Source organism: Bradyrhizobium sp. 191, assembly GCF_023100985.1.
In the GTDB taxonomy this organism is placed as follows: domain Bacteria; phylum Pseudomonadota; class Alphaproteobacteria; order Rhizobiales; family Xanthobacteraceae; genus Bradyrhizobium; species Bradyrhizobium diversitatis.
The window spans coordinates 5,842,334-5,854,253 of the sequence record NZ_CP064692.1 but is presented as its reverse complement, the minus strand read 5'-3'; the positions used below and the strand labels follow the sequence as shown (position 1 = coordinate 5,854,253).

The 11,920-nt window shown below is 57.5% G+C and carries 12 protein-coding genes; 6 read left to right on the top strand and 6 right to left on the bottom strand.

Annotated features, from left to right (window positions below; translation table 11 throughout):
- Nucleotides 1–672 precede the first annotated feature (672 nt).
- From IVB23_RS27295 to IVB23_RS27285, 3 genes are all read left to right on the top strand, one after another.
- Nucleotides 673–1,869: a Fic/DOC family N-terminal domain-containing protein gene (locus tag IVB23_RS27295; protein ID WP_247800662.1), complete on the top strand. Its 1,197-nt coding sequence runs from the start codon at nucleotides 673–675 to the stop codon at nucleotides 1,867–1,869.
- A 100-nt stretch (nucleotides 1,870–1,969) separates the two neighbouring features.
- Nucleotides 1,970–2,143 (top strand): hypothetical protein, encoded by a 174-nt coding sequence (locus IVB23_RS27290; RefSeq protein WP_247800661.1) that lies wholly within the window; start codon nucleotides 1,970–1,972, stop codon nucleotides 2,141–2,143.
- Nucleotides 2,144–2,234: 91 nt separating this feature from the next.
- Nucleotides 2,235–2,516 (top strand): hypothetical protein, encoded by a 282-nt coding sequence (locus tag IVB23_RS27285; protein ID WP_247800660.1) that lies wholly within the window; start codon nucleotides 2,235–2,237, stop codon nucleotides 2,514–2,516.
- Nucleotides 2,517–2,519: 3 nt separating this feature from the next.
- Here IVB23_RS27285 and IVB23_RS27280 read toward each other — a convergent pair whose 3' ends face one another.
- Both IVB23_RS27280 and ybgC read right to left on the bottom strand, forming a co-directional pair.
- Nucleotides 2,520–3,779 (bottom strand): IS256 family transposase, encoded by a 1,260-nt coding sequence (locus IVB23_RS27280; RefSeq protein ID WP_247800659.1) that lies wholly within the window; start codon nucleotides 3,777–3,779, stop codon nucleotides 2,520–2,522.
- Nucleotides 3,780–3,992: 213 nt separating this feature from the next.
- The gene (ybgC, locus tag IVB23_RS27275) at nucleotides 3,993–4,436 is read right to left on the bottom strand and encodes a tol-pal system-associated acyl-CoA thioesterase (protein ID WP_247800658.1); all 444 of its coding nucleotides are present in this window, start codon (nucleotides 4,434–4,436) and stop codon (nucleotides 3,993–3,995) included.
- Between the two features lie 1,648 nt (nucleotides 4,437–6,084).
- Between ybgC and IVB23_RS27270 the strand changes: the two genes are divergently transcribed.
- The 3 genes from IVB23_RS27270 (at nucleotide 6,085) to IVB23_RS27260 (ending at nucleotide 9,342) form a co-directional block, all read left to right on the top strand.
- A complete protein-coding gene (locus tag IVB23_RS27270; RefSeq protein WP_247326094.1) occupies nucleotides 6,085–7,557 on the top strand; it encodes a coproporphyrinogen-III oxidase family protein in 1,473 nt (490 codons plus the stop codon).
- Nucleotides 7,554–8,768, top strand: a complete 1,215-nt coding sequence (locus IVB23_RS27265; protein WP_247800657.1) for a hypothetical protein — start codon at nucleotides 7,554–7,556, stop codon at nucleotides 8,766–8,768. Before IVB23_RS27270 ends, IVB23_RS27265 begins: the two co-directional genes overlap by 4 nt.
- Before the next feature lie 82 nt (nucleotides 8,769–8,850).
- A complete protein-coding gene (locus tag IVB23_RS27260) occupies nucleotides 8,851–9,342 on the top strand; it encodes a GNAT family N-acetyltransferase (RefSeq protein WP_247800656.1) in 492 nt (163 codons plus the stop codon).
- 488 nt (nucleotides 9,343–9,830) lie between these two features.
- Here IVB23_RS27260 and IVB23_RS27255 read toward each other — a convergent pair whose 3' ends face one another.
- The 4 genes from IVB23_RS27255 to IVB23_RS27240 form a co-directional block, all read right to left on the bottom strand.
- Nucleotides 9,831–10,076, bottom strand: coding sequence for a hypothetical protein (locus IVB23_RS27255; RefSeq protein WP_247800655.1), 246 nt, complete (start codon nucleotides 10,074–10,076; stop codon nucleotides 9,831–9,833).
- 70 nt (nucleotides 10,077–10,146) lie between these two features.
- The gene (locus tag IVB23_RS27250) at nucleotides 10,147–10,380 is read right to left on the bottom strand and encodes a hypothetical protein (RefSeq protein WP_247800654.1); all 234 of its coding nucleotides are present in this window, start codon (nucleotides 10,378–10,380) and stop codon (nucleotides 10,147–10,149) included.
- 292 nt (nucleotides 10,381–10,672) lie between these two features.
- Nucleotides 10,673–11,242 (bottom strand): hypothetical protein, encoded by a 570-nt coding sequence (locus IVB23_RS27245; protein WP_247800653.1) that lies wholly within the window; start codon nucleotides 11,240–11,242, stop codon nucleotides 10,673–10,675.
- 42 nt (nucleotides 11,243–11,284) lie between these two features.
- Nucleotides 11,285–11,863, bottom strand: a complete 579-nt coding sequence (locus IVB23_RS27240) for a hypothetical protein (protein WP_247800652.1) — start codon at nucleotides 11,861–11,863, stop codon at nucleotides 11,285–11,287.
- Nucleotides 11,864–11,920: the final 57 nt, after the last annotated feature.

Genomic DNA, 11,920 nt, shown 5'->3' with positions numbered 1-11,920 from the left:
CGTCCACCGCGGCCGCGAATGTCTTTGGCGGCAGCAATCCGCCGGTGCCGACGAAGGGGGGCCCTGAATCTTGCGGGAACGAGGCCGACAAGTTCTTCAAATGGAAGGGGCCGTTCCAATCTCTGCAACTCGGTCATGTTGAGCCGGGCCAACCCGGTCCCCGCCGACATGCCCTTTCGGCCGTCGGCGATGTGCGTGATCGCGCCCGTCGCGAAAGCACGCCAGCACGACCAACGTGTTGCTACCGTAGGAAAAGCTCGGCAGGGTTCGGCGACGTACCGCGTGGCGTCGTGCCGATTTTCTTCGGCGTAGCTCAGAATAATGTCACGCCGGCCCTCCGGAACATGGAGGACGTAAGCGGTTGCGGCAGGCATGAGAGTGGTCCTTCAGCCGGAAATTCGACGGGTGGAGGGGAGCCCGCCACAATTGGGTGGGCTGCAGCCCAGATCCGCATTTGGCTCTGCGTTTAATGAGCAGAAATAAGAACACTTGTCCCAAGGCGAGACGCTGGCTATGCGGCCGGGCGACATTTCAAATGCGTTCCCCAATGCCAGAAAGGCAAAAATAGCCGAATTTCTTTGCATTCAGACCGGAATCCTGAATCTTTATTGAAGTTTTTAGAAATAACATTGAATATGGTCAGGCATAGAGCTTTCTTACCCAAGGTTTTCCGTGAATCGCGACCATCTCAGCCATGCCATCCGGGAGCGACTGAAACGACTACCGTCGCCGTTCGACTCGCATTACGGGGTCGTTCCACTGCCGCCGCCCGAGGAGGGGATTGCGGTGGGTCCGGTCCTCGCACGGCTTAAGGGGGCGGACGCGGCCCTTGTCCGAATTGAGACACTCGCGGCGGAACTCAAGGACCCCTATTTCATCAGCCGCATATTGCCCCGGCGCGAGGCTGTAAGCAGTTCGTCGATCGAAGGGACGAACAGCACACTCGACGAACTGCTGTCAGTTGAGGAAAGCGAAGATTCCCCGCAGGGCGAAGCCGTCGCGCAAGTGCGCGACTACGCACTCGCGCTCGATAATTTTCTGCCCCGCGCGCGCAAAGAAAAGCTGAAATTGTTCACGACCGCTCTGACTCAGGATTTGCATCGTGCCGTTATGCGTGGCGATGCTGACTATAATGACAAGCCCGGAGATTTCCGAGAGCGGGTGGTGTGGATCGGCGGCAGAGGCGACATCGCGTATTCGACCTATAATCCAACGCCACCTGCCGATATCGCGGCCTGCCTCGAAGACACCGTGAAATACATGCGCTGCGAGGGGATGCAGGCGATGTACCAGAGCTTCATCGTGCGAATGTCAGTGGCGCATGCGCATTTCGAGGCGGTCCATCCATTCCGCGACGGCAACGGCCGCGTTGGGCGTCTGCTGTTACCGCTGATGATGGCGGCAGAGGGAATGATGCCGCTTTATCTCTCGCCCTACATCGAGTCCCACAAGACGGCTTATTACGACTCCCTCAAGGCAGCGCAGCAACGGCTGGAATGGCACGAAGCCGTGGGGTTCATGGCAGATGCAGTGGTCGGCACGACCGATGAGCTACTCAAGACGCGCGAGGCCTTGGCCACACTTGGCGCTATGTGGCGCGAACGTCGGAAATTCCGGCAGGGCTCTGCCAGCCTTCGCGCGCTCGATGTATTACCCCATTATCCAGTTCTAACCGTGAAGCGCCTGGCTAAGCTTCTCGACATCACTGTGCAGGCAGCTTCCCAAGCAGTGGAGCAGCTTATCGAGCGCAAGATTCTCGTGGAGCGGACTGGCTATGCCCGCAACCGCGTATTCACTGCGCCTGATGCGCTGTCGATTATCAACCGCCCGTTCGGCGAAGACCCGATTCTTCCCGGCCCACCTTCATGACGATTATCAGTCCATGATCTGATGGTTCGTTTATACCAGACAGTGTAGCACAAACGTTCGCATGGTATTGTCTACATACCATTGCTGAGCCAGGGCGAATATGAGCGATTTCTCGAATTTCCGCGCCGTCTATAACGAGCTGACCGACGCTGTAACAAGCCCAAAATACCAATTCTTCAAAGACCATTTGGAGAATTTCCACCGCAACATCGACGAAACGCCAAGAGCGCACCGCGTCGTTTCCGACCGATTCTGCAAACAGCAGCAGAGCTGACTGACCCTAAATCGCCTCGGAATTCCCATCTTTGTCTTTTCCAGGAGGGCAATTCAGCAGCGCCTTCATGACCTAAATGAAGCGCTCGACCATGATCAGTGCGACAAAGCTGCCGCTCGTACTTAACAAGCCAGGTAGCGACCGACTGGGAGCGATGTGGGAGACAATTTTCCTCTATGCTTCTAGCAAAATAGGAAAGCTCACGTCTGAGCAGGCGCTCGCAACCGGCAAGAAGCCGGATATCAGGTTTAGCTTTCTGGGTGAAGCTGCAGTGGGGTTGATCGCCGACATTACTGCTGTTTCGGGTGACGGCCTCGACAAGGGGATGTCCCGATCGCTGTTGAACTACGTCGGGCCGACGTTGCCGGAATGAATGTTACGCGGCCCTCGTGACGTGGGCAACGGGGTTGGTCGTCATGCGATTGTGGCGAGCTTGAAGGGCCGCACGCAGAACCGACAATTGCTTATGCGCCTTCAATCGTCGGAAGCCCATGCCGGCCGCGACCCATCGCAAGGCCATACCGGCATCCCGCCAGCGTTTGACGTTGCGCGTGACGCGGCGAATGGTACCCATCATGTTCTCGGCGATGTTGGTACAGGCGAGCGATCGACGAAGCTCCTTCGGCAGCTTCAACCGGACGACAGTCAGGATTTCGTCGAGGCCTTCGAGGATGCTCGCCGCTACGCCGGGCCATTGCTGGTCGAGTCGACGCGCGAGATTGCGGATCAATTTTTCAGCCTTGTCGGCGTCATCGAGCTCCCAGGCCTGGCGCAGCACCCGACGGGTGGCCGCATGATGCTCTTTCGGCAGGCGTTCCATGATGTTGCGCGCCTTGTGGATCTGGCAGCGCTGGATCGCAGCGGCCGAACCGAAGGTGCGGCGGATCGCCTTCGACAACGCTTTCGCGCCGTCGACGATGAACAGTCTTGGCACCGTCGGGGCGAGCCCGCGCGAGACCAGGTTGTCCAGCAGGGCCTGAACCGTTGCGGCATTCTCGGTCGCCCCTTCCACCAGCGCCAGCGGATGCTTGTTGCCTTCGCCGTCAACCCCGATCGCGGCGACCAGCACGAGATCGTCGCCGAGATGCAGCCCATCGATTTGGACCACCAGAAGGTCGAGCGCGGACAGGTCGGCAGCCATGAAGTCGGCCAGCCGCGCCGCCGACAGCGCTACGAACCTCCGCGAGGCCGCCGAATTCGAAACTCCCGATCCGGGCGGTGCCGGCACGTCACCCTCGGGCAGCCGGACAGCGCGGCCGAACCGGCGCGTCGACACATTGATCAGCATCAGATTCATCGCCCAGCGACCGAGCCAGTCCTCCTGCGCCGCCGTTTCCCAGCTCGGGATCGTGACCTCGCGGCCGTCCACGCCCCGGATCCGCGGGCGCTCGACCTCGATCTTGCCGCCGTGGAAACCGATCCGTCCCCGCGTTCGGCCCCAACGGTGCGCCCGCCGCGCCGCATCGCGACCGTGGCGCGGCCCGCAGGCCGCCGTCACATCCGCCTCCATCATCGTGCCGAGCGCCTCGATCCCTGCCGCAAGGCAGAACCGATCGAAGCTCGCTCGCACTTCCGCAAACGCTTCGTCCACAGCCCCAGTCGCCGGCGAACCAGCCGGTGTGATATCTCTCTTCATGGCGTTGCTCTCCTTTGTGGAATCAGCACCCCGAGCCTACCGGCTCAAGGTGGGCAACGCCGACCTCTTCAGAAATTCAACAGAACCCGGGACATCCCCCTCGACAAGGATAAAGCGCCATACTGAACACTGGTTTGCCTATGTCGCAACAGAAGCTTAATGACTTGATTTCATTGGGCGCTGGAAGGCAAAAGCTTGAATGGGGCGGCAGATTTATCTAAGCCCTTCCATAGCGAGCCGCAGCGACTTCGGGATGCGCTGCGCCTTTCCGGCTGAAATAAACGCTACGCGTACACGCGCCGTGACTAGGAGATCGTCTCCACGCCTGCATTCCTGCAGCAAGGCAATCGACGCTCCCCTCACCTCTTGCGGGACTGTGACGACGTCAAGCAGGTCATCCAAGACCGCCGGTTTTAGAAAATCGATCGTCATGGAGCGGACAACGAAGGCAAAGCCGGGCGCATCGTTCTTGACTTCTTTGAGTAGTGCTTGCTGAGTGGTTCCGAGCAGGCGCAAGTAGTTCGTTCTACCGCGTTCCATGAAGCGCAAAAAATTTGCGTGATAAACAATCTGACCGGAGTCGGTATCTTCGAAATAGACGCGGACCTGCATATGATGGCCGCCGTCGCGAATTTCGCCATCGAGAGAAGCTGTCACAGTGCGGTTCCCTTACTGCCCTTCTGGGACGAATTGTCTTGCACAGAGGCGCGTTCCACAGCAAGTGCCAATGGGCTTGGTGCGTGCAGGTGGAGGCTCCCGGCGCACGACCGGTCGGAGACCGGTTGCTGTTGCGAGAAGCCGGAACCCCTATCCAGATTTCGGGCAAGTCCCGCACGCGCGGATGGTTTGCAGAGCTCTTATCGCTGCTCAGCAAGCGCCGAGGACCGAGGTCGCCCCACCGGCAAGCGCCTTGATCTCCGCGTACATCTGCGCTTCGCAGGCCAAAGTTGGGATTGCCCGGCAGTGCGGATTGTTCAGCAAGCAATCCTATTCCGCGGAATCCTACCATTCATAGCAGTTGTTAAACTCCGGCCGGTGAGCCATCGCGGCTGGATATTCCAGGTGAGATGGTCATGGAGATCGATGAAACCGGGCAGAATGATCCACGGCACCTTGACCGGAGAGTCGGCCGCGCCGACGCGCTGCGGCGAGCCTCGTCGCTCGGAACGACGCGCACCGCGCCTGGCAAGTCCGCGCCGAGCGCCGCCAAGAGATCGAAGTCGCTCCGTGGCCACCCCACCGCAAGAAAGCGACGAGTTCATTTGCATATCCATCGCGTGCCGGGACGCTGCCTCCATCAGACGAGCGATTCGGTCGTAAGGTCGCCGTTGGAGCGGATGTTCGAGTTCGGCATGAGAGGCCGCCATCGTCATTCAACATTCCGCGTTGTCGTGTTCAGCCGTGTCCGGCTGAAGACGTTAATGTCCGGGACCAGACACTGAGGCGCGAGTACTCCGTCGGTGGACGCGAAGCACATCGTGTTGCCCTCTTCAAGCGAGGCGGCTCGCAAATCTCTTTGGTGGCACGTGGATTGCTAGGACACCGTAAAGGATCCGCACGACCTTGACGGCCTCGCATTCGCCGGCCCAGGAGTTCAAATGAAACTTGCTCGATTGATCCAAATCGCCATGGACGCTGCGCTATTGAGTGCGGTCCTGCCTAAAGCTTTGCCGCGTCCCTCGCGGGTGCCGCTGTCGTTCTTCGCGTTGGATAACTCTCAAGACCACCAGACGCGACTAGCATTCAGCGCGCTTACTCCCGAGCAAATCCAAACCAGCGTGACACGTTTGGGCGGCTCTGTGGCGAATGCATGCAGCGGCATGCGAATGTCGGCGTCGGACCGGGAGGAAACCAAATCAAGCTCGGTCTCGAGCAATGGCCGCCTCCTTTCGAAGAGGGGAACGGACAGAAGTTGTTTAATGGCACGCTGGAGCAGATCGAGCTCGGCGCCCGACTCGGCGCTGGTCACACTCGGAGGTGGAGCACCATTTTCTCGAGCAGTATTCGCACTCCTCGGCGCCTGAAGTCTTCCTCGGTGCCGTTTCGCAACGCCCGAAGGACATTCGGCCTCGGCCACGGCATCTGTCTTCCTCGCCGAACCATAATCATCCTGCGTGTCCCCGAGCGGATGGCGACACTCGTTCTGGTCTACGGTGGTTGCCTCGAGTGGGAGCCGACAAATCCGCGCCTTTGATTGAAATGCACGACTTCGGTATCGAGCCCGAGCTGAAGAGCGCGATGTGACACGAGGAACGAAGCTGCCATCGCGCCTTGCCTTCACACGAAAGCTAGAGGAGTTTAAAAAATGCGCGCGCCGACCTATTCCGAGGCCTTGGAATTCGCGATCGACCGCTCGTACGACATTAACCTTGACATGTTGAGGTCACGGAATTTGCACCTTGACACGCACAACGATTATCTTGTCGGCACATATCCGCCTCTCAAGGCAATGGGAGACCTGAATGCCGAAAAGTTGTTGCTTCAGGTTACGTCGTCAATTGATCTCTATTTTCACATCCCCTTCTGTGATCAGTATTGTACCTTTTGCCACTTCGCCAAGGAAATCAATCCATCTTCCGGGCGAGTGGAGCGCTATCTGGCGGCTTTAGATAAAGAGATGAGTTGGTCGGACGCGGCGCTGGCCGGCAGAGCTGTTGAGACTGCTTTTTTTGGAGGCGGCACTCCCTCGTTCTTGACCAACCGTCAACTCGAAACGCTATTTGGTATGATTAGCCGGCGCTTTGATTTGTCTAAGTCGGAGGTGAGTTTCGAATTGCATCCCTCTCTTGCAAAGCAAGTGGACGCTGCAGATCGCATCTCCACACTGCTTAGAGCCGGCGTAAACCGCTTCGTATTGGGCGTTCAGAGTCTAGATCCGAGCATTTTACGCATATTGAACCGCGGGCACCACGTGGACGAGGTAGTACAACTCGTAAAGTTACTGAATGAGATGGGCGTTGAGAATCTGTCGCTTGACCTCATGTATGGGTTGCCGCAGCAAACGCTCCGGAGCTGGTACGACTCACTTATCGGCTTACTGGATATGGGAATAGAGAAGTTCAATGTATTCCCATTGATGTTTAAATCTACAGACCCCGTAGCCCGCCATTTGGCTCGAGGACGATATCAATTTGCCGGGGCTAAGGAGCGCATTATCATGCATTTTATGGCCGAGCACATTCTCACGAAACTCGGCTATCGCCATGGGCCGATTTTCTATTGGAGTAAGCAGTCGCAGCCACACTCGGTTCAACAGAGCCGCAAATACGATTCCTGGAACGACAATAATCTGGTCCCGTTTGGGGTTGCCGGATTTGGTTACATGAGCCAGTGCCAGTTCTATAACGAGGCAGATTTAGATCGCTACCTGTATAGGGTTGAGGCGGGCGAGAAGCCTGTGTGGAAGGGGGTTGTCCTGTCGCAAGATGATCTCATGCGCAGAACGGTAATGTTTGCCCTGCGAAGCAGTGGGGTGTTGCTCTCCCGCTTCGAGCGGGAGTTTGGGGTGTCCATCGAGAAATGCTTTGGCCGCGAGCTTGAACTCTTGAATGAGGCAGGACTCATCTGCATTTCAAACGGCCTGCTTTCGTTAACTGCCGCCGGCACTATCAATTCGGGCGCCGTATCGCTGCTATTTTTCTCGAACAATATACTCGAGCGGGTCGCGTACAACGACAGTAAGATAATAGACAAACGAACTGATCTGCTCGAAAAACACGATTACTCACCGGCCGCACGATACGGGTCAAGTGCCGAAATGCAAGTTGCGTTTCGATGAAGTCGCGGGCGCGCTCATTTATGGTCGCTCCTTTTTCCGTTTCCACCCCGCAAGGGTCGCCCTGCCAGGCGGAGGACATATTTTCGCATCTGACCGATAGCATTGATCGCCGGCAGCGAGAACGCCCGCTTGGGCTGGTCAGCAATTTTGTCGCCGATCAACTGCCGCACTGCATTGCGGAGATCAAATGCAGTGAACGACCAGATGAAGCGGTTAAGGCTCTTGGGCGTAGCATCAACGCGATGATTGCGGAGACGGACTATGAAGCGCAGTTGCTAAGTCTGCCGCAGTCGGACTTCGAGATCGCTAAGACAGACATCCAATATCTCGTAAATTGTGCTTATCAGATGTCTGCGTTTGCCGGCCTTCATCCCGTGGACGCCGAGCTGACGGTGGGAGAGGTACTGAGCCGCCTTGCGCGCTCAAGTTGTCAACGGCAGCCTGGCATTGAGGTCCTCTCCTATGAAGATATGATCCTTACGAATCCGTTGCAGAACGATCCACGCGTATACTGCCTCGGCGCGGCCGGGGTCGAGGAGCGAGATTTTTGCCTGGGCCATCAGATCATCGAGAGCGAATTGCAGTCAGCAATGGACGCTCTGCTTAAGTTGCGTGATGTGGCCGACGTGGATGCGGGGCAATGTCTTGCGCTATGCCTGGAGCGCCTTGAGTCAGCAAACAATGTTCTGACGCGCTTTTCTGAACATATGTCGCCGGACTTATTTGGCCAATTTCGTGTGTTTTACGGAAAGAATCCTTACAAGAATACGCTTGGTCCAAGCGGCCGCTTCTCGGCCCGTATCGTGGCGGTCTCGGTGCTACTGGTCGGTGAAGAACTCTTCCACCAGAAACCGCAATTTTATAGGGATCTGTATCGGCTGTCCGAATATTATCCGCAGAGATGCATTCGCGAGGTATTCCGCTGGCTGTCGTCAGGCAAAGGGAGTGCACCGCTCAAGCCAGGTTGGCTAAAGGGGAAAGCGGACTTTCCCAGGGTTGCGACCATTTCGCCAGTCGTGGAGCATCACGGCGGCGAAATCGGAACGCTGCGCACGTCCTGTGTTTGTGCACTGGATCGGTTTACCCGGATGCACCGTAGTACGGCCTTAAAATATACGGTTGAGCCGGGTCGTCCAGTTGTCGGAGTTGAGGTATCGGAAAGTGTTGAGGCTGTCCTTTCTCAGCGGCTGTTGACAGAGGCGCGCCGGTAAGCCGACGGTGGTCTCTGCGTGGCTAAAAGCAGACAACGATGCCAGAGGCGCAGGCGTCCGCCACCGGTCGAGAGGTAAGTCGATGTCTCAAGACGAACTGATCGTTCGTCGGTTCGAGTCCGGAGATAGCGATGATGTATGGCATCTGCACAGAAGCGCATCGCAGGATGTTGGTGTGTGTGGCCCGGAAGGGGCTTGGGAGGATGATTTACGCAATATCGGGGAAGTATACATCGCCTCGGGCGGAGACTTCGTAGTTGCGCATATTGGTCCCCGATTCGCTGCCATGGGTGGGCTGAAACCTTTTGATGATGATGTCGCAGAACTAAAACGTATGCGGGTCGACCCCGTCTTTCAGCGACGGGGGTTTGGAAGGAGGGTTCTTAGTGAATTGGAGTCTCGAGCTTTTGCTCTCGGTTTCAAGTGGATAATGCTCGACACAACAACGATCCAAGTAGGGGCCCAAAGACTTTATGAGAGCGCTGGCTATGTTCGCCGCGGGGAAGGGATGTTGCACGGATATGCAGTGATCTTTTACGAGAAGCGGCTCATTCGCCAGGATGACCCCGCATGAGCAAATGAGGTTGTGAGTAGTCCAGTGAAGCTCTACGGACGCGCAACGAGCACAGATTCAGTCACTTGCCCCTGACTAGCCCGAACGCCCAAACTCGCTCCTTGGGTGTCAATCTTGCAATACGGGGGGTCAATATTGCAGGCCGAATAACAGAGAATCGTCCCAATCCAATCATGAGACGCGCTGCATCCGCCTCTGTGATAGGCCTATCATTCTTCGCTCACCAAACCAGCGTCCGCTCCAGCTTCAGCTCACTGGCAAGCTGCGCAGCACTCCAGCCGAAGTTCTGCGATAACTCGCGCAAGCCCCTGGCTATGTCCCGATCTTGCCAGCCGGCATACAAATCCACCTCGATTCAACCGCAACATTCTGTTGCGTATGGAATCCAAAAGTCCGCTCTTGGCGCGATGCTGGGCGATGGATGCACGGGCGCGCCCAATCGCCCCCAACGGGTCAGCTTATGGTCGTCGCCCTTCCAGATCGTGATGCTACTCGGGCGTATCGACCGGTTGCGTGCCGTAGCGCTTGCAGGCTCGCAACGAAGGACCCAACTCGCACCCTCCTGGATCACGACCGAGTACCAAACCTGCATCGAGCAGTTGCGGATCGGGTCTCACCAGCTTCGTGGTGCTCACGCCCGCATTCGGATCAACTGCCATTCCGTAGTCTCGTTCAAGCAGCTCTCGCAGGCGCTCGATGCGAGCGAACCGGAATGGATGGACCGGTTTGATCATCGGGCCAGGCCCGTCGGGTCGAATGCGAACAATCGGATGATGAAAATGACGAGCGGGCGACGGGTGACGTTCATGAGTCGACCTGTCGGTTCTCCGCCGAATGCCAGTCCGCGCCGTGGAGGCGGATCATCTCCCGACGGGACCGCTCGATGAAGATGCGCTCAACGCAAAAGCCGGCGGTCACTGAAGCCGCCAGCGCAAGGCCGCAGACGAAATAGTCATTCATGAAATTCAAAAACATGTTACAGCCGGCAACTCCTATAAAAGTAAGAGCCATGACCGTATTGCGAAATGCCTTAACCATGTTGCCCCCCAGTCAATCGGCAAGGGACTTTTACCATCGCAACCATGGCGATTAGCAGCGTTTGACCCCTGTGATGCGCCGTCTTTCTGCTCGATCAGCTTGGGTCCGGCCGCGGTGTCGACGGCCGTGGGTTCCCCATTGCCCGGCGCAGCTCATCGATCGAGCCCGGCGTCGGCGCGATCCACACGATCTGGGCGTGTCGCTCGATGACCGCCTCTATCACTTCCAGCCTGGCCTATTCCGGGTGGCGACAGCACAAGCGAGAACCGGCGTTCCACACTGGCACAAAAGTTTACCAGGTTTCGGATCGCTCTTCCCCCTTATGGGGATCGATCAGAAACGCCGTCTGCGCTTGCGTGGCGGAGCCCGTTCGGCACCGTTGGCCATGCGAAACGCCTGAAGCTTGGCGCTCTGCCTCAGGCAACTTGTGCCGTCCCAGAAAGTGGCCTCCCACCCATTGGTCGATGTATCTCCGCAAATTTGGAGGCGCTTGATCCTTCACCAGCGCGAGCACCAATGCCCAATCGCTCTGACGAAAGCGCGTCAATTGTTCGAGCAGAATGCCTGTCGCCTTCAACTCGCGCAACTCGGGTGGCCGATTGCTCAACCAGATCCGATCCAAGAACGTGAGAGTGACTGAAAGATGTGACTTGAGATCGGCATTTTGACTGCCAATGTACGCGGTGACGGCGCGATAATTGGCCAGATCGTTCGATGTGTCGAGCCGCAGCACTGTGGACAGGATTTCGGCATCGACGGCGACATGGCTGTGACGGCGCCAAGCGAGCTTCACCGCGACGTCGGCAAGCCGCTCAGCCTCAACGAGTCGTTGCTCATAAGCGAAAGCGATAGCTGCCTGCAATCATACACTCGTGATCTTGGTCTCAAGGGCCGCGCCAGCCATCTAACGAAAATAGATGTCCTCTGATAGGAGAACGTAGCCCTCCGCCGCGATATGGGCCGGATCGAGAACGTCTGCACCGAACGCGTCCGCGAGCGTGGACGCGAGCTCGGATGGCGTGTCCGGAGCAACAACGGGCACAATCTCGCAGCTCTGTTCAATCTTCTTGATTTGAGCGGCAATGTAGCTCTGGCGGGCTTCGATATCCCCGCGCGTATGTTCCTGACGGATGAACGAGAGGAAATCCGGTTCTCTCCGCAACCGTATCCCGATCTGACCACTTCTGAGATGGTTTATCGCTTGCAGGTGTGGATGGATACCGTCGAGAACTAGGCACAAGCTAATCGATTTGGGTCGCCGACGATGGCGAACACGTTGGACATTGCCAAAGTGCCAGGAATTTCGGGCAACGGCTGCCGGCTCCGTTGCGATCGCGGACTGCGGCGGGTCCAAAAACACCGGCCCACCGCAGTCCACGATCGACTTCCGATCGGACGAATTAATCGTGATCGTCTCGCAGTTCTGATTGGAAGGAAGGGGACCGGCAAGACTCAGCTCTTGCTGAGCCTGATCCGATCGCAACGATCTCCCCAAGCCGGATCTGAGGCCTCTTCGAGCTCAACGACCTCCTTCAGAAAC